The 25,859-nt window shown below is 62.1% G+C and carries 18 protein-coding genes; 9 read left to right on the top strand and 9 right to left on the bottom strand.

The genetic code is table 11. The features are described 5' to 3' along the window. Positions 1–35 precede the first annotated feature (35 nt). Positions 36–968 carry a helical backbone metal receptor gene (locus VF629_RS03285; protein WP_331057024.1) on the bottom strand — a complete coding sequence of 311 codons (933 nt, stop codon included), beginning with the start codon at positions 966–968 and terminating at the stop codon, positions 36–38. 191 nt (positions 969–1,159) lie between these two features. Here VF629_RS03285 and rfaD point away from each other — a divergent pair, with 191 nt between their 5' ends. Both rfaD and VF629_RS03275 read left to right on the top strand, forming a co-directional pair. Next, positions 1,160–2,128, top strand: a complete 969-nt coding sequence (rfaD, locus tag VF629_RS03280) for an ADP-glyceromanno-heptose 6-epimerase (RefSeq protein ID WP_331057023.1) — start codon at positions 1,160–1,162, stop codon at positions 2,126–2,128. A gap of 320 nt (positions 2,129–2,448) precedes the next feature. Further along, complete coding sequence (locus VF629_RS03275) at positions 2,449–3,849, top strand: FAD/NAD(P)-binding protein (RefSeq protein ID WP_331057022.1); 1,401 nt, start codon at positions 2,449–2,451, stop codon at positions 3,847–3,849. Positions 3,850–3,960: 111 nt separating this feature from the next. Here VF629_RS03275 and VF629_RS03270 read toward each other — a convergent pair whose 3' ends face one another. The 4 genes from VF629_RS03270 to VF629_RS03255 form a co-directional block, all read right to left on the bottom strand. Next, positions 3,961–4,245, bottom strand: coding sequence for a hypothetical protein (locus VF629_RS03270; protein WP_331057021.1), 285 nt, complete (start codon positions 4,243–4,245; stop codon positions 3,961–3,963). 144 nt (positions 4,246–4,389) lie between these two features. After that, on the bottom strand, positions 4,390–5,397 hold the full coding sequence (locus VF629_RS03265) for a zinc-binding dehydrogenase (protein WP_331057020.1): 1,008 nt from the start codon (positions 5,395–5,397) through the stop codon (positions 4,390–4,392). 175 nt (positions 5,398–5,572) lie between these two features. Continuing rightward, the gene (locus VF629_RS03260) at positions 5,573–6,472 is read right to left on the bottom strand and encodes a rhomboid family intramembrane serine protease (protein ID WP_331057019.1); all 900 of its coding nucleotides are present in this window, start codon (positions 6,470–6,472) and stop codon (positions 5,573–5,575) included. Positions 6,473–6,540: 68 nt separating this feature from the next. Further along, positions 6,541–7,395, bottom strand: a complete 855-nt coding sequence (locus VF629_RS03255; RefSeq protein WP_331057018.1) for a hypothetical protein — start codon at positions 7,393–7,395, stop codon at positions 6,541–6,543. A 151-nt stretch (positions 7,396–7,546) separates the two neighbouring features. Here VF629_RS03255 and VF629_RS03250 point away from each other — a divergent pair, with 151 nt between their 5' ends. Beyond that, the gene (locus VF629_RS03250) at positions 7,547–7,846 is read left to right on the top strand and encodes a hypothetical protein (protein WP_331057017.1); all 300 of its coding nucleotides are present in this window, start codon (positions 7,547–7,549) and stop codon (positions 7,844–7,846) included. A gap of 287 nt (positions 7,847–8,133) precedes the next feature. Continuing rightward, positions 8,134–9,951: a glycoside hydrolase family 10 protein gene (locus tag VF629_RS03245; RefSeq protein WP_331057016.1), complete on the top strand. Its 1,818-nt coding sequence runs from the start codon at positions 8,134–8,136 to the stop codon at positions 9,949–9,951. Here the strand turns inward: VF629_RS03245 and VF629_RS03240 are convergent. From VF629_RS03240 to VF629_RS03225, 4 genes are all read right to left on the bottom strand, one after another. Next, the gene (locus tag VF629_RS03240) at positions 9,948–10,604 is read right to left on the bottom strand and encodes a hypothetical protein (protein WP_331057015.1); all 657 of its coding nucleotides are present in this window, start codon (positions 10,602–10,604) and stop codon (positions 9,948–9,950) included. The two genes, VF629_RS03245 and VF629_RS03240, sit on opposite strands and share 4 nt — an antisense overlap. A 324-nt stretch (positions 10,605–10,928) precedes the next feature. Next, positions 10,929–12,182, bottom strand: coding sequence for a hypothetical protein (locus VF629_RS03235; RefSeq protein ID WP_331057014.1), 1,254 nt, complete (start codon positions 12,180–12,182; stop codon positions 10,929–10,931). 39 nt (positions 12,183–12,221) lie between these two features. Then, positions 12,222–13,793 (bottom strand): SusD/RagB family nutrient-binding outer membrane lipoprotein, encoded by a 1,572-nt coding sequence (locus tag VF629_RS03230; protein WP_331057013.1) that lies wholly within the window; start codon positions 13,791–13,793, stop codon positions 12,222–12,224. 166 nt (positions 13,794–13,959) lie between these two features. Beyond that, positions 13,960–17,103, bottom strand: a complete 3,144-nt coding sequence (locus VF629_RS03225) for a SusC/RagA family TonB-linked outer membrane protein (protein ID WP_331057012.1) — start codon at positions 17,101–17,103, stop codon at positions 13,960–13,962. Positions 17,104–17,646: 543 nt separating this feature from the next. Here VF629_RS03225 and VF629_RS03220 point away from each other — a divergent pair. The 5 genes from VF629_RS03220 (at position 17,647) to VF629_RS03200 (ending at position 25,721) form a co-directional block, all read left to right on the top strand. Continuing rightward, on the top strand, positions 17,647–19,503 hold the full coding sequence (locus VF629_RS03220; RefSeq protein WP_331057011.1) for a carboxypeptidase-like regulatory domain-containing protein: 1,857 nt from the start codon (positions 17,647–17,649) through the stop codon (positions 19,501–19,503). Positions 19,504–19,530: 27 nt separating this feature from the next. Beyond that, positions 19,531–20,847, top strand: coding sequence for a TonB-dependent receptor domain-containing protein (locus tag VF629_RS03215; protein WP_331057010.1), 1,317 nt, complete (start codon positions 19,531–19,533; stop codon positions 20,845–20,847). Positions 20,848–20,941: 94 nt separating this feature from the next. Beyond that, positions 20,942–22,231, top strand: coding sequence for a RagB/SusD family nutrient uptake outer membrane protein (locus VF629_RS03210; RefSeq protein ID WP_331057009.1), 1,290 nt, complete (start codon positions 20,942–20,944; stop codon positions 22,229–22,231). A gap of 116 nt (positions 22,232–22,347) precedes the next feature. Further along, on the top strand, positions 22,348–24,270 hold the full coding sequence (nagB, locus tag VF629_RS03205) for a glucosamine-6-phosphate deaminase (protein ID WP_331057008.1): 1,923 nt from the start codon (positions 22,348–22,350) through the stop codon (positions 24,268–24,270). A gap of 239 nt (positions 24,271–24,509) precedes the next feature. Then, a complete protein-coding gene (locus tag VF629_RS03200) occupies positions 24,510–25,721 on the top strand; it encodes an anhydro-N-acetylmuramic acid kinase (protein ID WP_331057007.1) in 1,212 nt (403 codons plus the stop codon). The last annotated feature ends 138 nt before the right edge of the window (positions 25,722–25,859 follow it).

The raw sequence follows: 25,859 nt of genomic DNA, 5'->3' as shown, positions 1-25,859 counted from the left end.
CCGAGACATCTCGCGTGCTTTCTCTAATCAATTGATTACTGCACCGAGCGAGATGTCTCGGCTGCGCTCGACATGACGATTTTGGGTATTTGGTTGTTCAACAGCGTTTTTAGCTCGCGTACCGACTCCACTACGCGCGGGCCGGGCCGCTCCATGAGGTTGCCGGTGATGGCGTACACGCGGCGGTTTTGGTAGGCACGAATGCGCTTCAGCTCCGGGTAGCGTTTAAAAAAGGTGCTGTCCAGCTTCTCAAAGCTGCCGCCGAGCAGCACTTCCGGGTTCAGCTTCAGGATGTACTCGCGGGTAAGGGCCGGGTAGGGTTGCGGAAAAGTTTCGGTAACGGCATTTTGGCCACCGGCAAGGCTAATTTCGTCGGTAAACAGCGTGTTTTGGCCGTAGCAATAAATAGGGTCTTGCCAGGTGATGGCCAGCACAGTGGGCCGCTGGGCGTTTTGAAAGGGCGCGCCAACCAGGGCTTTCAGCTCCCGCCGCAGCGAGTCGGCCACGCGGTGGGCTTGGGGCTGGCGGCCCAGTAGGCGGCCCATTTCTTCCATGCCGGTGAAGACGTCCTCAACCCGCCGAAAACGCATGTAGTACACGGGCACGCCCAGTTCCTGCAGGCGCTTGGCGTCGTCGACGGACGTGATGCCTTCGACGGTGAACACGACATCGGGCTTTAGCAGCAGCAGCTTTTCGAAGTCGAGCGGGTAGTTGTTGACGACGGGTTTGCGGGTAACGGCGGCGGGAAAGTTGTCCTGGGGGCAGCGGGCCACGATGGTGGCGGTGTCGGCCACGGCGTACAACATTTCGGTCATGCTCGGGGCCAGGGCCAGCACGCGCCGCGGCTGCGCGGGCAGGCGCAATTCGCGGCCCAGGCCGTCGCGCACGGCGGTGGGGGCCGTTTGGGAGGGCTCGGACTGGCAACCCAGCAGTAGCGCGAGCGGTAAAAGCAGAAACTGAAAACGCATGGCGCAAAGGTAGGCCGCCCGGCTATCGCGAATTTGCAGGGCGCCCCGTCAGCACGAGTACCGCGAATTTTCAATTCGCCCCGATTGCGCCGCTTGTCACTTACCGGTGGCGCGGGGGCGAATTGGAAATTCGCGGTACTCGTGCCAGTTGGCGCTACGGTTTACCTTTGCCCGTCTCCAAACCCGCCCCCATGATAGTAGTCACCGGCGCAGCCGGCTTCATTGCCAGCTGCCTAGTTTCCCGCCTCAACGCCGCCAATTTCAACGATGTGGTGGTGGTCGATAATTTTTCGGTTGAAAAAAAGCTGCCCAACATCACGGGCAAAAAGCTACGCGAGTACGTGGACCGCGAGACCTTCTTTGAGTGGCTCGACGCTAACAATGAGCAGGTTGAATTCATCTTCCACCTCGGCGCCCGCACCGATACCACCGAGATGGACCCGGCCGTGTTCGACCTGCTCAACCTGAACTACTCCAAGCAGATGTGGCAGGCCTGCGTGCGCTACAACATCCCGCTGGTGTACGCTTCCTCGGCCGCCACCTACGGCGACGGCACCCTGGGCTACACCGACACCGACGAGGCCCTGTTCCCTCTGTACCGCCCGCTAAATCCGTACGGCGACTCCAAGAACGACTTCGACAACTGGGCGTTGGCGCAGCCGGAAAAGCCGTATTTCTGGGCCGGCCTGAAGTTTTTCAACGTGTACGGCCCTAATGAATACCACAAGGGCCGCATGGCGTCGGTGATATTCCACGCCTTCCAGCAGATTCAGCAAAACGGGTCGATGATGCTGTTTAAGTCGCACAACCCCGACTACACCGATGGCGGCCAGATGCGCGACTTCGTGTACGTGAAGGACGTGGTGGAGGTGTGCTTCTTCATGCTGAACCACCGCAAAGATTCGGGCATTTACAACCTGGGCAGCGGCCAGGCCCGCACCTTCTTAGACCTGGCCCTGAACACGTTCCAGGCGCTGGGGCGCACGGCCGACATTCAGTTCAAAGACACGCCAGAAGACATTCGGGATAAATACCAGTACTTCACCGAGGCCGACATGAGCAAGCTGAAGGCCATTGGCTACGACCGGCCCTTCACCCGCCTCGAAGACGGCATTCAGGACTACGTGCAGAACTACCTGGTGCCCGGGCGGTACTTATAGCGTAAACTTGTAGCCCGCGCATACTGCTCTTTTCCAATAAAATAAACCTCGCTGCTAGCCCAACTTCTTTCACACTCGCTGCTCTTTCACTGCCACTGCTCCCCACTGCTCTTTCGGAGTTGTACTCCGAAAGACTGCTGCCGGGGGCTTGTAGCCCCACCTGCGGCACGATGTATATGTGAGCGAAGTAAAACTTCGCAGCAGTGCGGCTTTCGGAGTGCAACTCCGAAAGAGCAACGAGCAACAGGAGAACCACTAGCAACGAACCGCTCATCAACGACGGGCGCATATTGCGTCTTCGCATTCCTTTTTTACTCGCCGTGAACCCAGCCGCCCGTCCTGTTATTACCGTTGTGGGCGGGGGCTTTTCGGGCACGGCGCTGGCGCTGCAGCTGCGCAAACAGCCCGCCCTGGCCGGCGCCGAAATTCATTTGGTGGAACCGCGCGCAATGCCCGGTCCCGGCCTGGCGTATACCGCCCGCCGCCCCGAATACCTGCTCAACGTGCGCCCCGGCGCCCTGAGCCTCTACCCCGACGCCCCTCAGCATTTTGCCAATTGGCTGCGCTACCAGCCCGAAAGCGAGGGCGGCGTGCCGGAGTTTGCGGCCCGCACCACCTACGGCCGCTACTTGTACGAAGAACTGACCAAGGTGCTGACCGGCCGCGCCACCGGCCCCGGCACCTTGCGCTGGCACCAGACCACGGCCGTGGTGGCGCCCCTGCGCTCGGATGGCCGCCGGGCGTTGCTGCTGGCCGACGGCACCACGCTGCTGAGCGACTACGTGGTGCTGGCCTTGGGCAACTTCCCGCCCCCGCCCCCGGCCGGCCCCGACCACCGCTACCTGCACCACCCCGGCTACCACGCCGACCCCTGGGCCGCCGGCAATCTGCGCCGCATTGGCCCCGACGAGGACGTGCTGCTCATCGGCTCGGGCCTGACGGCCGTGGATGTGCTGCTGGCCTTGCGGCAAGACGGGCACCGGGCCCCCGTGACGGTGGTGGCGCGGCACGGACGCTGGCCGCAGGCCCACGGCCCGGCCACGGCCACGTACCCCAACTTCTATCCCGAACTAGCTGCCGAAACCACCGTGACGGGCGTGCTCGCCGTGTTCAAACGGCACCTGCGCATGGCCGCGGCCCAAGGCATTAATTGGCGGCCGGTGCTCGACTCGCTGCGGCCCGACCTGGGGCGCATCTGGGCGGCTTGGCCCTTGCGGGAGCAGCGGCGCTTTTTGCGGCACTTGGCGGGCTTGTGGGCCGTGACGCGCCACCGCAGCCCGCCCGGCAACGCGGCCGCCATCGAGGCGCTTACCGAGGCCGGGCTGGTGCAGCTGCATGTGGGCACGGTGCGCGAAATCGTGCCGGACGGCAACATGCTCCGCGTGCGCGTGCGGCCCCACGATGCGCCGGGCAACTGGCACGTGGCCCAGCACGTGGTGTGCTGCGCAGGCCCCCTGCTCGACTACGGCCGCATTGCCGACCCGTTGGTGATGAGCCTGCGCGACGCCGGCCACCTCTCGGCCGACTCCTTACGCCTGGGCCTGCAAACTGACGCCCACGGCGCCCTGCGCGGGGCCGACGGCGTGGTTTCCACCACCCTCTTTACGCTGGGACCCAGCCGGCGCCCAGCGTATTTTGAGTCGACGGCCGTGCCGGAGCTGCGGCTGCAGGCAGCGGAGCTAGCCGCGGAATTGGCCCGGCGGGTTTGCGCCAAAGACTAAACCAAAGGCCAGTTGAACGGTGGTGCAACGAAACGCGAACACCTGTTGACTCACAAAAAAGCCCCACCTCCTCATCGGGAAGTGGGGCTTTTTTTATGGGCTGCAAACTGGCTAAGCGGCCATGCGCTCGCCCTGCGGGTACATCGGCAGCACGGGGGCCTCCTCGGGCGCGAAAAACGAGGAGCCGGCAGGCAACGCCTGGGCGGGCGCGGGCTTTAGGTCATCGGCGTGGCGGCGCAGGGCCCGCATCAGCAGGTACTTGTATTTCTCGGCGTCGGCCAGGGCTTGCTCAATGGCTTGCACGGCGTCGGCATACGCCACCACGGGCTGCAGTTCGCGACGCGGACGGCGGGCTTCAAACACGTGAGAATCGAGGTATTCAGCGGCTGATTTCATGGCAAAAACGGGCTACTAGCAAAGTCAAAAACGGCTCGCATTTATAACCAAAAACCCGCCGATTTCATTCCGGAAAAGAGCAGTTTTACCAATGATTTTCGGGGGTGGAATGCTCCTTTATTTCACCACATAACCAATTGTTTTTCAGACGATTTTTAGCACTACTTTACCAAACTGTTTGCTGGCTTCCAGGCGGCGCAAAGCAGCCTCGCCTTCGGCCAGCGGAAGCACCTCGTCCACGACCGGTACAATGCCATTCTCGGTCACGAATTGGAGCATAGCGGCGAAGTCCTGTTCGGAGCCCATCGACGAGCCCAGAATGCTCAATTGCTTCCAAAATACCTTGCCCGGTACCAGGCTCGGAATGTTGCCCAAGGTGCCACCGTAGAAGACGATGCGGCCGCCGGGCGCAGCCGCGTCAACCAGGGAGTTGAAGGCCTCCCCGGCCGCGCTGTCGATGATGACGTCGAAGGGCCCGCCCGCCTGCTGCGTGAGGGTTTTCACCCAGTTTTCGGCTTTGTAGTTGATGCCGCCTTTGACGCCCATTTCCAGGGCGCGGGCCAGCTTCTCGTCGGAACCCGTCGTCACCCAGACTTCGGCGCCGTGCGCCATGCAAAACTGCGCCGCCAGCAGCGCCACGCCCCCGCCCACGCCGTTTACCAGCACGCGCTCGCCGGCCTGCACTTGCGCCCGAACGAACGCGGCCCGGTAGGCAGTGAGGCCGCCCAAGGGCAGCGCCGCGCCCTGCTCAAAGTTCAGGTGGGCGGGCATAGGGTGGATGCAGTGCGCGGGCATGGTGATGTATTCGGCGAAAGTGCCGGGGTCGGGCATGCCCAGCACCACAAAATCTTTGGCCTGAGCTCGCTGCTCGGAACCCCAGCGCAAGCCGGGGTAAACCAGCACCCGCGTGCCCACGGCCGGCGCACCAGCGGGCACCTCGGGGCCGTGAGCAGCTACTTCGCCGGCGCCGTCGGCCCCCAGCGTGCAAGGCAACTTGATGCCGGCATACTGCCCCTTCTGAATCCAGACGTCGCGGTGATTGAGGGCCGCAGCGTGGAGCTTTACCAGGATTTCCCCGGCGGCCGGGGTGGGCGTGGGCACTTCCCGCACGGCCGCGGGCTGGTGAATGGCATCGAGTTGAAGGGCTTGCATGTTGGAGAATGAGGGATGGGAAAGTGGTTAAAATGAATCAACCAAGCTATTGTTTCAGGACCAGATTAGACGGTGTAGAGACGCGTATTCGCGTCTCGTCGTTGAGCGATGAATCCCGAACGACGTGTAGGAAGACGCCCGTGCGGCGCGACACCGGAGACGCGAATACGCGTCTCTACACCGTTTTTTCCTCTATCACCGTCGGCCTCAGCCCCAGCAAGGCCAGCGGGCCCGCCATCAACAGTCCGGTGGCCAGGCCGCCAATGTGGGCCGAGTTGTCAATCAAGACGCCTTCTCCGCCGCCAATGTTGCCCGTGAAACCGGAGAGCAGGTTGCTTAGCACCAAATACAGCACCAGGCCCAGCATGGCGCGGCGGTCAGACTTGTCGAGCACCATTTTCTTGCCCACCAGCAACACCAACAGCAGGCCGTACAGGCCAAAAATGGCCCCGCTGGCGCCCACCGAGTTGATGCCGCCGGCGTGCCACCAGAGGCTGGCCAGTCCGCCGCCGACCCCGCAAGCCAGGTACACCAGCACGAGGCGCAGCGGCCCCACCCGGTCTTCAACCAGCAGGCCCAATAGCCACAGCGAGAACATGTTCAGCAGCAAGTGCGACATTCCTGCGTGCACAAACAGGCAGGTGAGCAGCCGCCACGGCTCGCCGTGCAGCGTGAGGCGCGACAGGTTGGAGCCCCAGCTCACCAGCTCGCGGCCCGTGGGGTTGGACGCCGACACGCCGCTGAGCACCATCAGGCCAAACACCAACAGGTTCAGGTCGAGCAGCAGCGGGGTGGCCAGGAAGCGCCGCGAGGGAATGAACAGGCCCTTGAAAAGCTGCCCTACCAGCTCGCCCCAGGTTTCGGACTCCGGCGCAGGAGACGGCGCGGGGCGGTGGGCGTCGGGGAGCGCGCCCCGGCGCCGCAGCTCGGCCACGGCGGCAGCGCCCACAGCGGGCGGGTAGCGCGCTGCGTTTTGGGCCAGGTAAAGCAGCTCGGCTTCGGTTTTTTGGGCGAAGAGCTTGGCCGCTAAAGCGGCGGTGGACTGGGCAGTGGGGTCGGAGTCGGGGGCTTCCATCAGAATTTGCGCGGCAAGGAGCGCGCCATTCTGCATCAACCGGCCACTTTGCCAGGTGTTGGATGGACTTACAGCTGTACGCGGCGCACAACGGTGTTGTACGGCTGGCCCGTAACGGGCGACTTGGGCAACAGGCCCGAGAGCAAGTCGCTCACGTCGGCCTCGCGTTTCTTGGTTTTTTCATTCTCGAACGGCTGCGGGTTGTTGGCCACCAAGAGCAAGTCGGCCAAGCCTTCCTGCTGCTGGCGCGCCACGCGAGTCATCAAATCGAGGTGGTCGGCCATTGCGGGCCCGAATTTATACCCGTACACCGTGGCCTTGTTCCACTGTTGCCAAGCCGTCATCACGGTTTCGACGTGGCCCGCCAGGGCCGGGGTGACGTTGTTTTTGCGGGCTTGCTCAAACACGTACTCCGTCTGGGTTTGGGCGGTCCAAAACCGCTTGGTTAGCTCGCGGTACTGGCGCAGCGGCTGGTTGGCCTGCTTCGCGGCGGCTCTTTCGCCGGCTGGCACCCGCAGGAGCTGCTGGTCTACGCACTGCGCCACCGCCGCTGCGTAATTAGGAATCACGGACATGGGCACTTCCACGAGGCGGGGCGGCGCCTTGTGGGTCTTGGCCTTGGGAGCAGGCTGGTCGGGTTCCTTCAGCACGTAGTATGATATGAAAGATGCCAGCAGTACGCCCCCCAACGCGAGACTAAGCGCCCCGCCTTTCGAGGACCGCGCGGGCGCTCTCGAGCGCGAAGGCGTGTACAAGGCGGGCGCCACGGCCAGCTCCGGCTCCGTAATCTGCACGCCGCGGCGGCGCAATTCCCGCCGGGCAGCCGCTACCAGGCTGGGCTGATACAGCTCGGGGTGCTCCACGAAATAAAGCAGCTGGGCATCGGTTTTTTGGTGGTAGAAGTCGGAAGCGGAATCAGACACGGCGCAAACGGGGGCTTGATGGTTAATGCGAGTAGCGAGTAGCAAGTTGGCGAACGCCGCGCAATAAGCCATGCCCAACCGTAGGCCCCGCCCGCCGTAAACCCAATACGGCGCGCACAATGGCGCTTCACCTCCCTTACTTTTCCACCGCATGAGCCCTGACCAAAACCCCACCGCCCCCCGCCCTGCCGGGTCCGACCCCGACCACGCCAGCACCGGCGGCGAAACCACCAACCAAAGCGCCGATAAAGACCAAAACGCCAGCGGCAACCCCGAAGCCGGCACCGCTGCCGACGGCGCCATTCCCGAAAGCACCCAGGAAAACATGGGCGACGGCGCGGGCATCCGCGGCGAATACGGCAACGCCAGCCAAACCAACGGCATGGAAGGCGGTCCTGCCGGGTCCGACCCTGACTCGCCTGCCACCGACACCGAGCTAACCGGCTCGTAAGCCAGCGCTTCACCCCCCTAATCGGGGGTCGGACCCTCGATTTCGGGCCAAGTTGAGTCAATTTTGAGGGTCGAACCTTCGATTTTGGTCCTCCGAGGTGCAATTTCGGGCCTCCGAGGTCGGAAATCGGCCCTCGGAGGTGCAATTTCGGGGGTCACACCTCCAAAATCGGTCTTCGTCACGTCGAAATGGGTGCTTGGAACTGCGTTGTGGGACTTGCGGCGCGCCCGGCGGGGCACTAGCGGCGTAAATTGCAGCGTTTATTTTGTGTCGCTGAATTTTTATTGATGCTCTCTCCGCTCGCCGCTGGCCGTTTCTTTTTTCTTCTGCTACTCATCGGCTGGTGCAGCTTCGGCACCCCGGCGCAAGCCCAAATCGCGGCCGAAACCACTGCCCCGCCGCCCAAGCGCGAGCTGCGCGGCATGTGGATTGCCACCGTCGAAAACATTGACTGGCCCAACAAGCGCGGCGAGTCGCCCGAACAATACCGCCGCGAGTACCAGCGCCTGCTCGACGCCGGCCAGCGCGCCGGCCTCAACGCCGTATTCGTGCAAATCCGGCCCGCGTCGGATGCATTCTACAAGTCCAACCTGGAGCCCTGGAGCAAGTGGCTGACCGGCGTGCAGGGCAAAGCCCCCGCCGACGGCGAGGACCCCCTGCCCTTCCTCATCACCGAGGCGCACCGGCGCGGCATGGAATTCCACGCGTGGTTCAACCCCTACCGGGCCACCATGGACTCGGTGACGCGGCGCCTGGCGCCCAACCACCCCTACCGCCAGCACCCCGACTGGTTTTTCCGCTACGGCGGCCAGCTGCTCTACAACCCCGGCCTGCCCCAGGTGCGGGCCCACATCACCCGTGTCATTCTGGACGTGGTGCGGCGCTACGACATCGACGCCGTGCACTTCGACGATTATTTTTACCCCTACCCCGAAGCCGGCAAGGTGCTGCGCGACGAAGCCGCCTTCCGCGACCACAACCCCGAAGGGTTTACCCAGGTGGGCGACTGGCGCCGCAACAACGTGAACGTCCTCATTCGGGACCTGCACGACAGCATTCGGGTGACCAAGCGCTGGGTAAAATTTGGCATTTCGCCCTTTGGCGTCTGGATGAACAAGTCGGCCAACCCGCTGGGCTCCGACACCCGCGCCGGGCAGCCGTCCTATTCCAACCTGTACGCCGACACGCGCCTGTGGCTGGAAAAAGGCTGGATTGACTACATCGTGCCGCAGCTGTACTGGAGCACCAATTTCCGCCTCTGCCCCTACCCGGTGCTGGTGGACTGGTGGGCCCAGAACCGCTTCGACCGCCACCTCTACATCGGCCACGGCACCTACCGCATGCTGGAAAGCACCCGCTCCGACACCACTTGGCGCAACCCGCGCGAGCTGCCCCGCCAGATTCGCCTGAACCGCACCTATAATGGGGAAGTTGGTGGCAGCTTGTTTTTCTCCGCGAAATCTTTGCTGGCTAACCCGCTGCACACCACCGATACCCTGCGCCAAGACCTGTACCATTACCCCGCCCTGGTGCCCACCATGCCGTGGATGGACAATGTGCCGCCCCAGCCCGTCAGCAACCTCACGCTGCGCCGCCTCAGCCGCTCCGTCACGCTGAACTGGCAGTCGGGTCCGCTGGCCGCCGACGGCGACGCGGCCACTTACTACGTCCTCTACCGCTTCGAAGCCAACGAGCGCAGCTCGCCCAACGACCCGCGCCGCATTTTGGCTGTGCCGCGCCCCGCGCCCGGCTTCCCCGCCACTTTTGTGGACACCACCGCCGTGCCCGGCCAAGCCTACGCCTACTACGTGACGGCCGTCGACCGCCTGCACAACGAGAGCCGGCCCATGCGCGTGATTACGTTGGGCCAACAATCCGCCGAGATTGCCGTGGGGCAAACGCCCGCCGGCAATGCTCCGGCCCGCCCGGCTGGGCAGCCCACCCTAGCCGCGCAGCCCGGCAACCGGCCTCTACCCCGCCCCACCACTCGCCCCACAGTCACGGCCGAAAGCGCCCCGGTATTGGAGCCGTTCACCAAGGTTAAAACCAAGCAGAAGACCAAGAAAAAGGGCTTCTTCGGGCGGCTATTTGGGGGCGGGAATTAAAAACTTTTGTCTGCCTTAAAATCAAAAGAACTCCTGTCCAATAGAAAGGAACAGCATCGCGCAAATCCGCTTCTTTTATTAGGGCTTTGGCGCTTTACCATGTGGTACCGCTCGGCCTCGTGCGATTCAAGAATATAATCTGCACCGTCAAAATATAGAGTTGCCTTGCAGCCCAGAAGTTGCCAGAAGGTTGCTTCAGCTAATAATTCCTTGAATCGTTGAACTTGGGCTTGGGAGAGGTGTACTGTTTTTTGGTCGGTGATTATTATGGGTGACTTGATAAGTTCCAGTTGAACGAATCGATATTTTGCATTTTCCAGGCGCTCGGCGTCACCGGGCGATGCTTTTCCGGTTCGAATTCGGTTTTGTATCTCATGCAGGGAGCGGATGGCTGCGCGGGTATCTGCTGCTAATTCAGTTGCGGACGCTATCCAATCAGGGGGCTTGTTTAAGAATTGCGTTTTCAACGTTCCTCCTTGCGGGGTGCAATCCAACGTAAGCAATGCTGGCCTATGGAAAGAGCGCAGATACAGAAGGCGATAAATGGAGTGGCCCATAAACTGTTTGCTCAGCAGCGGGGCATTGAATGCACACAGGGTTTGTGACGCACGTTTCCGCATGGCAATACAGTCAGCCTGGTTGAGGGCAAGCATGGTACGGCCTGTGTCAGCGGATTCGACGCGTTCGAGTTCTGCGCTGGCTGGGAAATAACTAGTAGCCGAATCGCACGGCACACCACTCGGTTTGGATATGGCCGAATTCTCAGGATACCTAGCGGCTGGTTCGTCAGGAACGGAGCAACCAATTAGAAAGCCACACAGGAGCGAGCAGGTGGTTGCCCTTATCATCAATAATTGTCTAGAATGGATGGCTACCACGACAACGACGGAGGACAAGAGCTATTGCTTTCGCTATTGCCGCTAGCCTTACGCCAATGCAAAGGCTAACATCTTTCTGCTTGAAGGAAATGACTGGCGTTAGAGCGACCGGTACTCAAACCGCACCCGGGCGGCGGAGCCAGCGGTACTGGGCCGCACGCTCAGGATGCGCAGCAGCATAACTTCTGCCGTACGCACGCGCACGGCGTACACGTCGCCGGCGGCCACCGGGCCAAGGTCGGCAGACAACGTTGAATTGTTGAGGTAGAGGGCCGTCGCGGCGGTGTTGACGGTGGGCGTGGTGTAGAAGCCCGCCGCTACCTGGGCCGGAGTGGCCTTGTAGTAGCGGGTGTTGTTGGCGGCAGAAAGCGTCACGCTGCCACTCGTGGAGTTGATAAACAGGTCCTTGGCGGCAGGCGGGTTGGCCGCCGGCTCAATCAGGCCGGTGCGGAAGTTGAAGGCCAATGAATCGGGCGAGCTGCCCAGGCCGTCGCTGATGCGGCCGGGACGCAGCGTGGCCAGCGGCGTAGGCGCCCCCACGGTGATGGCCGGGGCCGTGACGGTCACGGCCTGCGCCGCCCCGTACGCCACAAACGAGTAGGTGATGGCCTGCCCGTTGGAGTTGCGCGGAATAGTAACGTCAACCGTGCGGGTGTTGGCCGCGCCATTCGAAGGGTTGCGAACCACGCCCACCCGCACCGGCGTGCCGGTGCCGAGGCGGTAGAACGTGGTGAGGCTGTCCACGGCCTTGAATATCGGAGCGGCCGGGGTGGGCAAGGCCGGCGGCGTAGGCAACACCCCAATGCCGGTTTCGTTGATGATGAGCGCATAGCCGATGACGTCGCCTTCGCTCTGGGCACTGGCGGCCAATCCGTTGCGGAAGGTGGCAGGCGTAGCACCAAATTTCATGGTAACGGCGTTGGCCACGTTGTAAGTGAAGCGGCGCATGCGCTTGGCCCCGTTTTGAAACGTCAGGGTCACATCTACGCGCACGGGCACGCCGTTGGTGGCGGTGGGCACCACGTAGGGCACGGCTTGGGCCAGCAGCTTCCCAGCCTCATTGAAGGTGCCGGCAGCGGGGTAAACGCCCGTTTGCACAGAATCCGTCCGGTTTACCACTTGGAACACGGTGATGTCGCGCAGCTTGTCGGTTTCGGAATAGGTCACGAACAGCGGCACAGTTTCGCCCGGCGCGTAGCGCGCGGCCAAGGGCGTCCGGGGCAGGCCCAGGCCCGCAAAGCCTTGCTCTTCGGTCAGTCGATAGTTCGTTTCCAGTTCGTCTTTTTCGCAGCTGGCGAGGGCGGTGCCCAGCACCAGGAGCGTCGCCAGCTTTTTCAGAGAAAAATAATTCATGTCGGGGCGAGTTAAGTCAGGGAGAGAAAGGAACGGCCCTTACTTCTGGTCGAACCAGAGCGGTTTAGACACGTACTCGTTGTTGTCTTTGGCGCCCACGTCGCTGAACAGCTTGGCCACAGCCCCGGGGTTTACGGTGACTTCGGTGGCGCCCGGCAACAGGCGGCGGGGGTAGGTTTTGTCGTTATTGACGACGGGCAGCGGCGCCGTCTGCGAGCCGGCGTAGGTCGGGTACAAGAAGTTCACGTAAAGCGAAGGGCTGAAATCATGCCGCCGCAAATCCGACCACGAATCCGGGTTCATGAACATGGCGATGTACTTCTGCTCCATGATGGAGCGCAGCGTGACGGCCGCCGGGGTTTGGGGCACGGCGGCGCTGGCCAGGTAGGCCGCAATCTGAGGCTCGAAAATGGGCGGGAACGTGACCGCGGGCGGCGAGGACGTACCGCCCACGCCCACCTTGCGCATGTGCGCCCGGATGCCTTCCTGCAACGATGCCAACGCCAGCACCCGGTTGCCAGCCGCCAGCGCGGCTTCGGCCTCAATGAACTTCAGCTCGTGGTAGGTGATGGCTTCGAAATAGCCCAAGTCGCGGGCGTACCAGCTGCCGTACACGTCGGTGAGCGTGGAGCCGGGCGTGAGGTTGGCGGTGGCGGTGGTGCCGCGGCCGGGGTCGATGCCGGTGCTGGTGGTGGGCACCAAAATGCCAAAGCGCGGGTCCACGACGCCGGAGAAGGTGGTGCCGTTCAGGTACTTCACGATGTTGGACGAGAAGGTGGCGGTGCCGAAGTTGGCCCGGGTCACGCCAAAGATGTTCGTGGTGCCGGCCAGCGGCGCTATGGCCACCTGGAAGTTGATTTGGGCATCGTCGGCCGACGACCGGAAGGCTTTCGCACACAGCGCCAGCACGGCGTTGGCGTCGTAGCCGGCTTTTTTGGTGAGGTGCTGGGCCTGGCGGGCTTTGAGGGCGTAGGCCAGGCGCTCCCACTTGGCCGGGTCGCCTTTATAAAGAATGTCGCCGCTCTCGCTGGGGTTGGTGCTGTAGAAAGGCCGGCTTTGGGCGCTGGCGGGCTTGGTCATTTCCACAATGCCCTCGTCGCAGAGCCGGTTGATGGTGGCGTATATCTGCTCCTGCGAGTCGTACTTGGGCGTGAAATTGGCGCCGCCCTGGTAGGCTTCCGAGTAAGGAATGTCGCCGAGCATGTCGGTGGCGTGGGCCAGAATCATGGCCTGCATGATTTTGCCAGCCCCCACGTAGTACGCCGAGCCTTCCGCCTCGGCCGCTTTCTGCATCACCGGAATGTTGCCGCCCGACTGAAAGTAAGAGTAGTTGAAGGTGTTCGTGCTCTGCGCGTTGGTGAAGAAATACTGGTCGTTGCCGCCGCTGTTGGCGGTGCGGCTCACCACGTACTGCGTGATGAAGGGCGTGCGCAACGCCGTGAACATCTGCGTTTGGATACCGTTGGCAATGATGTTCGGCAGCAGGAAGTTGGGGGTGGTGACGACCGGGTTGTTGGGGTTGTCGTTCACGTCGAGAAACTTCTCGCACGCGGTAAGGGCGCTGCCACCTAGCAGCAGGCCCAGGCTCAATATATAGCGGTTCAGGTTCATGTTCAGAAATTATTAGGGATGATGGCAGCTTACCAAGCCGTCATGCTAAGCGGAGTCGAAGCGTCTCTAGCACAGTTGCAATCCAATTGGCTCAACGAAGCGGGAGAGGTGCTTCAACAAGCGGACGCTAGATGAAGCATGACGTGCTGTTGACAAGCACATTCCATTAAAAATTCACGCGCAACGCCATGTCCACGCCCCGGGTGGCGGGCACGTTGCCGTAGTCGAAGCCGTTGGAGCCACCGCCGCGCACGCCGGCGCCAGCGGCCGACGTTTCGGGGTCGGCGCCGCTGTAGTTGGTCAGCAGCACCAGGTTGCGGCCGGTCACGCTCAGCTCGGCGCCTGTGATGAATTTGGTGCGGCTCAGCCACTTGGCTGGCACGGCGTAGCTCAGGGTCACGTAGCGCAGGCGGGCCCACGAGCCGTCCTCAATAAATGGGGTGCCCACGCCGCCCAGAATGGTGGTGTAGTAGTTCTGGGTCAGTTCAACGGGCCGGGTGTTGCGAGAGTAGCCGGTGATGTTGCCGCTGGCGTCGCGGTTGGCTACCACGCCGTCGAACACCACGGTTTTGTTGCGGTCGGCGGTGCGCTGGGAAGTGCCCACGCGGGTCTGGTACCAGTCGTTGCCGTTGATGACCACGCCGCCCACCCGGAAGTCGAGCAGCGAAGTCAGCGACAGTCCTTTGTAGGTAAAGGTGTTGGTGAACTGGGTGGTGAAGCGCGGGGCCCGGTTACCGGCATAGGTAAACAGCGGGTTGGCCGACGGGTAGCCACCGGCTCCGATGAGCACCTCACCGAAGAACTCGCTGTTCACGTCGGTCACGCGGTTGTAGTCGTAGGCACCCACGCCGGTGATGGACTTACCCGGAAAGGCCCCGCCCTGGTGCACATCGGTGATAAAGGCGTCGGACTGAAACACCACCGTGAGCGGGAAAGGCAGTTCCTCCACGCGGTTGGTGTTGTGGAAGAAGTTGGCAATGATGTCCCAGCTGAAGTCTTTGGTCTTCACGGGCGTGCCCGTCAGCGAGATTTCCTGGCCTTCGTTCGTCACCACGCCGCCGTTGATGTACTGGAGGATGAAGCCCGCAGCCTGGCTCACGCGGGGTGCAATGATTTGCTCCGAGGTGCGCGAGTAGTAGTAGTTGAAGTCCAGTCCGAGGCGGTTTTTGAGAAACTGCAAGTTTATGCCGGCCTCATACGTGCGGGTACGCTCGGGCTTTAGGTTGGGGTTGGAGCCGAAGAAGTCGTTGCGGAAGCCGCCGCCGATGTAGGTGTTCTGCGCCAAGGCCGCCTGAATGCGGTAAGGCTGAGTGTCCTTGCCCACCTCGGCAATGGAGCCCCGGATTTTGCCGTAGTTCAAAATGTTGTTTTGCTCGAGGCCCAGGGTTTTGGTGAACTCGTAGCCCAGGCCGGCCGAGCCGTAGAGGAAGCCTTTGCCGTAAATCTTGTTTTCGTCGGGCCGCGGCAGGGTCGACGACTGGTCGTAGCGGCCCTGCAACTGCACGAACACCTGGTTGAACAGCGTGGCGTTGAGCTGCGCGAAGTTGCCAATGAGGCGGCGCGTGTTGTCGCGTTGCAGGGCACTGCGATTCACGGTGTTGTTGAGGCCCACGAAGCCGGGGTTCTGAAAAATCAGGCCGATGTAGTCCACCGCTTGGCTTTTGTTTTCCTCAATGCTGTTGCCCAGAATAAGCGAACCACTCAGGTTGTCGCCGAAATCGTGGCTGAAGTTGGCCAGCGTGGTGGCCGTGAGCAAGCGGAACTGCTCCACAGTTTCGGCAATGCCGCCGTTTTGGTTGCCCACCTGCGAGGTGCCCACGGCCCGCACCGAGGTGTTGCGCGAGGTGTACAAGTCGGTGCCGATGTTGTGGCTCAACGTCAAAAATTTAAACGGCTTGAAGCTGAGCTGGGTGTTGCCAATGAAGCGGTTGGTGCGTTCGGTTTGGGGGTTGCGCTCGACGGTGAAGTAGGGGTTGTCGGCGTCGGCGTCGGTGCCGTTGCCCAGCGCCAACAGGCGGCGGCGCGTGCCGTCGGGGTTGAGGTAGTTGCGGGCATCGTCGCCGCGCGGCCAGTTGAGCAAGCTCAACAAATAGCCGCCCGACGAGCCAAACAAGCCCGGCCCCTGAATGGGCCGCTCGCCGCCCGTGGTGAGGTACTGCGCCGAACCGCTCACGTTGAGTTTTGGCGTTATTTCGGCCGTGCCCGACAGGCGCACGGTGGTTTTGTCGTACTTGCTCTGCGGGGTCACGCCGCTCTGCTGCAAGTTGGAAGCCGACACGAAGAACGTGGCCTTTTCCGAACCGCCCGACATGTTGAGGAAGTTCTGGTAGGTGTAGCCCTTGCGGTAGAAATTTTCCAGGTTGTCGTACACCGTCTGGCCCGGCAGGAAGCGCGGCCCGAACGAAACCCGGGTAGTGCCGTCGAATAAGCCGAGGGAACCCTGGCCGTACTGGTCCTGCATTTTGGGCAGGCGGTTCACCTCGTCCACCGACACCTGCGTGCGGAAGTTGAGGGTGGTGCGCCCGGCCACGCCCTTTTTGGTGGTAATCACCACGGCGCCGCTAGCGGCACGCAGGCCGTAGAGCGCGGCGGCGGCGGGGCCTTTCAGCACCGTGATGCTTTCAATGTCTTCGGGGTTGAGGTCGCCAGCGCGGTTGGAGGCGCCCACCGAGCGGCCCAGCAGGCCGTTGAACTGCGAGCCCGCGCCGGGCGCCGCGCTCTCCTGAAACGAGCTGTTGTCCATTATCATGCCGTCAATAACGAACAGCGGCTGGTTGTTGCCATCGAGCGAGGTGCCGCCCCGGATAACAATGGCAGCGCCTTCGCCCGGCGCCCCGCCCGAGGAGGTGATGTTCACGCCGGCCACCTTGCCTTGCAGGGCATTCACGATGTTGGTCTGCCGCGAGTCGATGATGTCCTTGCTTTTCACTTCCTGCACGGCCGTGACCAGCTCACGCTTTGCCTGCTGAATGCCGTAGGAAGTCACCACCACCTCATCGAGGCCGGTGGAGCTTTCCTTCAACGCCACATCTACGGCGCCGTCGGCCCCTACGGCCCGTTCCTGGGAAGTAAAGCCGATGAAACTGAACACAAGGGTAGCCCCCGGCGTGGCCTGCAGGGAGTAACGGCCGTCGGCGCCGGTGGTGCTGCCCACGGTGGTGCCTTTCACCAGCACGGTCACGCCGGGCAGGGGGCTTTGGTCGGTACTAGAGGTCACGATGCCGGTGACGGAGCGGGCCGTTTGGGCCCAGCCGGGGGGTGCCAGCAACACGCCCAGCAAGAGCAGCAGTAGCCAGTAACTTTTTTTCATTGGATTGGGAAATAGAGGGAAATAAAAGGCACGAAAAAGGCCGGAACCTCGGCTCCGCGCGCCATCAGGTTCCGGCCATAGGGGTCGGACTATGCAGTACATCACTACAACACAAGGCGTTGTTGCGCATAAAAGAGTCGATTGAGAAGCCCAAAATGACGAGCTATTGATTCAAATGTGCGAAATAATCAAGTAACATTCATTCCGAAACGAGCAAATTTATCGACAACAGCGCAGCGCCATGCATTAAATAAATTGTTGATTAATTTATATATTCAAAATCTCTTCGGCTATGCCTTTGGCTAGTTGTTCTGCTGATATTTCAGGAGGAAAAGGGCCTTCCAAGTCAAGCGCCCAACCTCTCCCATCTGCCGACTGCTCGAGTCTATGTCGCAACAACGCTGTTTGTAAGCGGGCGGGGCAAATAGCTATTACCAAAGCGGCCCCAGATGCGAACGAAAAGCACGGGCTGGCGCCAGTTAGTGCAAAATTTTTCATACAATTGGGCATGCACTCTTTTTTTCCCACCAAGTTCTTTCCTGTATGCGCAAACGTTTTTCTTTCGGTGGCCTGGCCCTGCTATGGGGCCTCCTCTGCATTTTGCTGGCGCTGCCGGGTTACGCCCAAACGGGTAGCCCCCAGCGTTACACCCTCAAAGGCCGCGTGACCGACGCTGCGGGCCGCGAATTGCCCGGCGCCACGGTGCTGCTAAGCGGCACCACTTTTGGCGCAGCCACGGGCGCCGACGGCACCTACGAACTGGCCGCCTCGGTACCTCCAGGCGCCTATTCTCTTTCGGTTTCACTCATTGGCTACGGCTCGGTTTCGCGTCCGCTCACTTTAGGCGCCTCCGAAACGGTAACGACCGACGTGGGACTAGCCGAAGCCCAGCAGAAGCTGGACGAAGTGGTGGTGGTAGGCTCAACGGTGAGCGTAAACCGCCGCGAGCTGGGCAATGCCATTAGTACCATCAAAGGCTCGGAACTTACCCAGTCAGGCTCGGGCGGCGCGCTAAACTCGTTGCAGGGCAAAGTAGTTGGCGCGCAGATTACCCAAAATTCTGGAGACCCGTCCGGCTCGATTTCAGTACGCTTGCGCGGCCTTCACTCCCTGCGCGGCTCCTCAGACCCACTTTACGTTATTGACGGCGTCATCGTGAGCAATGCCAGCACCAACGTGTCGCAGACCGCGCTGACCAACGACATCGGAGTGGCCAATCCTGGCCAAAACCGCTTAGCCGACATCAACCCCAACGATATTGCCAGCATCAACGTCATCAACGGCGCGGCGGCGGCGGCCATCTATGGCTCGCGGGCGGCCAACGGCGTGGTACTCATTACCACCAAGCGCGGCGAAACCGGCAAGCCCCGCGTGTCGGCTTACAGCAGTTTCACCATTAACGAGCTGCGCAAATCGGTGCCGGTAAACACCTACGGCAAGCAGTTTGGCTTCGAAAGCCTCCGCCTGTATACCATCGGGGCTCCCACGCCCGCGCAGTTGACGGCCAACCCCGGCACCACCACCATTGGCATCAACCGGGCTGGCTCCACCACACAGTTGGCCACCAACCTGGTTGATGTGCAGCGCTATGACTACTTCAATGAAATTTTCCGCACCGGCTATGGCACCGACAACGGCGTTTCGCTGGCCGGCGGCTCGGAGCGCACGCAGTACTACATGTCGCTGGGCTACCTCCGCAACGAGGGCATCATCAAGGGTACGGACTTTACGCGCTACAACGTGCGGGCCCGCGTGGACCAGCGCATAGCTGATTGGGTCAAAGTATCGGCCGGCCTGAGCTACATCAACAGCTTCGCCAACGAGAAGGCCAACGGCAACGTGTTCTACAGCCCCATCAATTCCGTCAACATCACCAACAACATCTACGACATCAACCGGCGCGACGCCAACGGCAACCTGCTGGCCGTGGAACCCACCCGCGTCAATCCGCTCTCGACCATTGAGGACATGAAGTTCACGCAGGGCGTGAACCGCACCATCAGCGACGTGCAAGTGAACCTGAGCCCACTGAAAGGCCTCGCAATTGATTACATAGCGGGCGTGGATGCTTTCTCCCAGGACGGACAAGGCTACATCCGGCCCTATCCCTACCAGGCTACCGCGGGCTTGCCCGCCGCACGCTACCCCCTCGGCTTTGCCTCCAATGCCAACAATGTGGCCTTGCAAATCAACTCAGATATCAACCTTGGCTACGTGTACGATGTAAGCGAAAAGCTGAACCTGAATTTTCGGGCTGGCTACAACTATCAGTACAGCCGGACGGACCTGACCACGACACAGGGCGAAAACTTGACGCCATTTATCACGACCGTTACCGGGGCGACCAGCAACATCCAAGGCCGTTACTTCTTGGACCGTTATAACTTGAGCGGCTACTAGGGGCAGCTTACGGTAGGCTACCGCAATTTGGCCTTCCTTACCGGGGCCGTGCGGCGCGACCAATCAAGCAAATTTTCGCCTTCGCAAACCAACCAAGTCTACCCCAAAGTTAGTGCCTCGCTGGTGCTTTCGGACCTGGATACCTGGAAGAATGCTGCTTTTACCAATACTTTCAACAGCCTGAAGCTGCGGGCCAGCTACGGCGAGGCCGGTAATTTGGCAGGCATTCTCTCTTACGACCGTTTCTATCGTTTTCAGCCATCCACTACTCCCTTTTTGGGCCGCAGTACCTTCCTGCCAAGCTCTCAACTGGCCAACCTTAATGTGCGCCCCGAGCGCAACAATGAGCTAGAAGGCGGCGTGGACCTGGGCTTTTTAAATGATAGAATAGGGTTTACAGCAACCGTTTATTACCAGCGAATTAAGGACTTGGTGGTTCCCCGCACACTGGCCCCCACGAGTGGCGGCTCGCTTATTGTTGATAACGTTGGGGAAATGGAAAACCGAGGAGTGGAACTGCAGTTGACGGGCACCCCCATAAAAAAGGAGGACTTCACCTGGGACGTGTCGTTTATCTACAACCGCAACCGCAACAAGGTGACGAAGCTGCCCCGCGTGAACGGCAACGCCCAGGCCATTCCTATTGAAAACGCGGCGGGCGCGCCAGTGTTTTTGGTAGAAGGCCAGCCCGCCGGGGTGTTCTTCGGCACGGCCTACGCCCGCAACCCCGACGGCTCGTTTCTGCTCACGCCTCAAGGTTTCCGGCAAGACGAACGCGCCGCCAGCCAAGCGAGCGGGTCGGTTGACTACGTGCCCGACCGCACCGGCGGCGACGGCCAGCCGAACACGTCCCGGCCGCTGGCCAATGTCATCATCGGAGACCCCAACCCGGACTGGACCGGCTCGTTCAGCAGCAACCTGACCTACAAGAAACTCGGCCTGCGCGTGCTGCTCGATGCCGTGCAAGGCGTGAGCGTGTTCAATGCGGACAAGCGCACCCGGCAGGGCGTCGGCCTCGGCGACTTGGCCGAGCAGGAGCTGCGGGGCGAGCTGCCGCGCGGCTACATCTTCTCCGTCTACAACACGCAGGAATTTCGAGTTGATGATGGCTCCTTTGTGAAGCTACGCGAAATAGCCCTGAGCTATGGGTTGCCCACCCTCACCACTTTCATCAACTCGTTGAACCTGTCTTTGATTGGCCGCAACCTGTATTCGTGGGACAATTACAACGGTTTCGACCCCGAAACCAGCGCCGGTGGGGCTTCGGATTTGCTCCGCGCCATCGACTTCGGCAACGTGCCCGTGCCGCGCACCTACCAGGTAAAGCTGACCGCCACTTTCTAACTGCTCACGGACGTGTGCCGCTAACCGGTCCCGCTGCCTTGTGTTAGTCGCGGAATGCTTTTGGTTTCTGGCCGTCCTCAATCACGCTATTCTCATGAAAAAGATAATTCTTGCCGGCCTGCTGAGCTTAACGCTGGGTGCCTGCAACAAAGAATACCTCGACCCCAGCGCCGCCAGTGAGCAGCAGGTGGTCACATCGTCCGACGGGCTGATTGCTACTTGCAACGGCCTGCAATTCCGCTATGCGGCGGGCGGCTTGCTGAGCGTGCCCTACAATGCTGTCGCCCTTGGGGGACTGAGTACCGGTGAGTTGGCTATTCTCAACGTGGGTAACATCGAAGAGTTCAACATCAGCGCCGGGGCGGGCAACGTCACCAACGTCAACGGCGTGGTGCGCAACCTCTGGACCCAATCCCAGTTGGTGAAGGCCAACGCCGACCTTGTGCTTCGCAACGTAGGCAACGCACCGGACGCAGGCACGCGGAGCGGCATCGTGGCGTATGCGTCTATTTTTAGGGCGCTGGCATTGGGCACGTTGGCTCAGTTCTTTGAAAGGACGCCGTTGGCCGTGCAGGAAAACGCGCCCTTTGTTGAGCGCACGGAGGCGCTCCGAAGCGCGGTGACTCAGTTGGAAGCGGCGGCCACCCAGTTGGCGGCCACCCCGGTATCGGCCGACTTCAATGCTAAAATCGTTCCCGGCATCGACCTTGCCAATACCATTCAGGCCCTCATTGCCCGCTACAGCTTAGAACTCGGTGACAACGACAAAGCCCTGGCCGCTGCTGGCCGGGTGGACCTGACCAAACGCTCGGTGTTCAACTACGACAACACCACGCGCAACCCGCTGTTTGAAACGGCTTTCGGCAACCGGAACATCTTCGAGCCCACCAACATCAACCTAGGTCTGACCGGCGCCCTGGCCCCCAACCCAGCCGACCGCCGCCTGCCGTTTTACGTGCGCGCATCCCCTACGCCCACCCAAAACCGCGGCACGGGCTTTTACACCGCCAATGACGCGGCGGTTCCCGTGTACTTGCCCGGCGAAATGCTGCTCATCCGCGCCGAAGCCCTGGCCCGCAAAAGCGACGTACCCGGCGCCATCACGGAACTCAACCGCGTGCTGACCAAAACCACCGATGTCTATGGACTCGGAGCCGCCTTACCGGCCTACTCTGGCCCGCAAACGGCCGACGCTGTGCTGCTGGAGATTTACCGCAACCGCCAGATTGAGCTGGCCTTCCAAGGCTTTCGGCTAAGCGACAGCCGCCGCTTCGGCCGCCCCGGACCAAGAACCGCCGGGGCCGAGCGCAACCGCAACTTCTATCCGTATCCGCGAACGGAGCGCGAAAACAACCCTTCCACGCCGGCTGACCCAGCAATTTAACCGCATGGGCCGCAGGAGAACGGGCGCTCCGAATTTCCTCTTCGGAGCGCCCGTTCTCCTGCACAGCTTAAAGAGAATGCTTACCTCACAGGTCCCACCTCACCTCTCACCCGACTATGACGCCGCTTTCCACTTCGCAAGTTGAGCACCTGTCCACCACTGTCTATCCCGATTCCGAAGTAGCTTCCGCCGCCGTGGCCAACCAGATAGCGGACCTCATTCGGGAGCGGGCCGGCGCGGGCCGGCCCTGCGTGCTGGGGCTCGCCACCGGCTCCTCTCCCACCCGCGTGTACGAAGAGCTGGTGCGCCTGCACCGCGAAGAAGGCCTGAGCTTCCAAAACGTGGTCAGCTTCAACCTGGACGAGTATTACCCGATGGCGCCGGACTCACTGCAGAGCTACGTGCGCTTCATGCGGGAGTACCTGTTCGACCACGTCGACATCCGGCCCGAGAACGTGCACATCCCCGACGGCACCGTGCCGCCGGAGCAGGTGGCGGATTTTTGCCGGCGGTACGAGGAGCAAATCCAGGAAGCCGGGGGCATCGACTTGCAGCTGCTGGGCATTGGGCGCACCGGCCACATTGGGTTCAACGAGCCTGGCTCGGGCCCGGCCTCGCGCACCCGCATCATTACCCTCGACCACGTAACGCGCACCGACGCCGCCTCGGATTTTTACGGGGAAGAAAACGTGCCGCGCCGGGCCCTCACCATGGGCGTGGGTACCATTCTGGAGGCCCGCCACATTGTGCTGCTGGCCTGGGGCGAGGGCAAGGCCGCGGTGGTGAAGCGCATGGTAGAAGGCGAAGTGACCGACTCCGTGCCGGCCACTTATCTGCAACGCCACCCCTCCGTGCAGGTGGTGCTGGACGAAGCCGCCGGTGCCGAGCTCACGCCCCGCAAAACGCCCTGGCTGCAAGGCCTGCCCTGCGACTGGCACGATGCCGCCCTGGTGCGCAAAGCCGTGACCTGGCTGGCCCGCACCCTCACCAAACCCATCCTCAAGCTCACCGAAGAGGACTACAACGAAAACGGTCTTTCGGAGCTGCTGGCGCAGTCGGGGCCGGCCTATGACATCAACATTCGGGTGTTCAACGAGCTGCAGCACACCATCACCGGTTGGCCCGGCGGCAAGCCCGACGCCGACGACACCTACCGCCCCGAGCGCGCCAAGCCATTTCCCAAGCGGGTACTCATCTTCTCGCCGCACCCCGACGACGACGTGATTTCGATGGGCGGCACCTTGCTGCGGCTCGTCGACCAGGGCCACGAGGTGCACGTGGCCTACCAGACCTCCGGCAACATTGCCGTATTTGACGACGAGGCCATTCGCTTCGCGGAGTTCGTGGCCGACTACGACGAAGCCTTCCGCCTACCCGCCACTGAGCCGGCCGACAACCTCTACCACCGGGTAGCGGAGTCGCTCAAAAACAAGCAGCCCGGCCAAGTGGACTCCCATGAAGTGCAGCAGATAAAAGGCCTCATCCGGCGCGGGGAAGCCAAAAGCGCCTGCCGCCTGGCCGGCGTGCCCGACGGCAACGCCCATTTCCTCGACTTGCCCTTTTATGAAACCGGCCGCGTGCGCAAAAAGCCGCTCGGCGACGAGGACATTCGGCTAACCATGGAGCTGCTGAACCGCATTCAGCCCCACCAGATTTACGCAGCCGGCGACCTGAGCGACCCTCACGGCACGCACCGTGTGTGTTTGGCGGCCATCTTCCAGAGCATCCAGCAGCTCAAGGCCTCCGGCACGCCCTGGCTCGACGACTGCTGGGTATGGCTCTACCGCGGGGCCTGGCAGGAATGGGACATCGACCAGATTGAGATGGCCGTGCCGCTCTCGCCGCAGGAGCTCACGCGCAAGCGTCGCGCCATTTTTAAGCACCAAAGTCAGAAGGACCGGCCGCTTTTCCCCGGCGCCGACCAACGTGAATTCTGGCAGCGCAGCGAGGCCCGCAACCGCACCACGGCCAAGCTGTACGACCAGCTGGGCCTGCCCGAATACGAGGGCATCGAGGCGTTCGTGCGCTGGCAGTTTTAGAATGAGAACAACAACTCCCCTCCTTACCAAGAAGGGGATGTTCGCGCTCCAGCGCGAACGGGGGTGGTTGAAGCCGTTGAACGACTTCTGGCCGCTTGGTTTAGGTTTAATTGAACGACACGACATGCGGCTGGTTCGCTCAGGCATCGTTCAACGAGGTCAACCACCCCCGTCCGAGCCAACGGCTCGGACATCCCCTCCTCAGCTGAGGAGGGGAGTCGTTGTTCTAACTTGCCGCCATGAACCTTTCCCTCGCCCGCCTCTACCACCTCGCCGCGCAGCCCAGCCGCCGCGTCATCGGCCTGATGTCGGGCACTTCCCTCGATGGGCTGGACGTGGCGCTGTGCCGCCTGACCGGCCACGGCCCCGGCACGCAGCTGGAGATGGAGCAGTTCCGGACGGTGCCTTACGACGCCGACGCGCGCGGCCGCATTCGCACCGTGTTTGCGCGCGAGCAGGTGAGCCTGGAGTACCTCACCTTGCTCAATGCCTGGCTGGGCAAGCTGCACGCCGCCGCTGTGCTCGACTGCCTGCGCGACTGGCAAATGGAAGCCGCCGACGTGGACCTGATTGCCAGCCACGGCCAAACCGTGTACCACGCCCCGCAGCACCAGCACCGCCGCCCCGATTTCAACCTGAATGCGACCCTGCAGCTGGGCGATGGCGACCACGTGGCCGTGGGCACCGGCATCATTACTCTCAGCGACTTCCGGCAGAAACACGTGGCGGCCGGTGGCGAAGGTGCGCCCCTGGCCGCGTACGGCGACTTCCTGCTGCTGAGCAGTCCCGACGAGGAACGGCTGCTGCTCAACCTCGGCGGCATTGCCAACTTCACCTTTCTGCCTCGCTCGAGCGGCGACGCCAGCACCGCTTTCAGCACCGACACTGGCCCCGGCAACACCTTGCTCGACGCCACCGTGCGGGCCCATTGCCCTGGCCTGCAGTACGACGAAGACGGCCGCCTGGCCGCGGCGGGCCACCTGCACGAAGGCTTGTTGGCGGCCCTGCTCGGCCACCCCTTCTTTGCCGCGCCGCTGCCCAAAACCACGGGCCCCGAACTGTTCGGACCGGCCTACCTGGCTGAGGCCCAGCAGCGCAGCGGCACGTCGGGCCTGAGCCTGGAAGACACCTTGGCCACGTTGGCCGAGCTAAGCGCGGTGGGCGTGGCCCGCGCCGTGCAGCTGGCTTTTCCCACCGGTGCTGCGCCAACGGCGGTGTACACCAGCGGCGGCGGCGCCCACAACCCGGCGCTGATGGTCGCCCTGGCCCGGCACCTGCCGGGCGTGCACTTTGCCACCACCGATACCTTGGGCGTGCCAGGCGATGCCAAGGAAGCCATCCTTTTTGCGGTGCTCGCTAACGAGGCCGTGGCTGGCCAGCCGCTTTCTATCGGAGCGGGACGGCAGCGCGTACCCGCCGTGACGATGGGCAAGATTTCTTTTCCTGGGTAGCCTGGAAAAAGGTCATGCCGGAACCGCTGCGCCTGTCATCCTCATCTGGCGTCCGCGCAGCGAAGGACCTTATCACGCGAGAATAATTTGCAGCAGCTCTCCCTGCGCAACCGTGATAAGGTCCTTCGCTGCGCGGAC

It is taken from the genome of Hymenobacter sp., assembly GCF_036388155.1.
Classification (GTDB): Bacteria; Bacteroidota; Bacteroidia; order Cytophagales; family Hymenobacteraceae; genus Hymenobacter.
The sequence above is the reverse complement of the archived record's forward strand: the minus strand, read 5'-3'. Positions and strand labels throughout refer to the sequence as shown.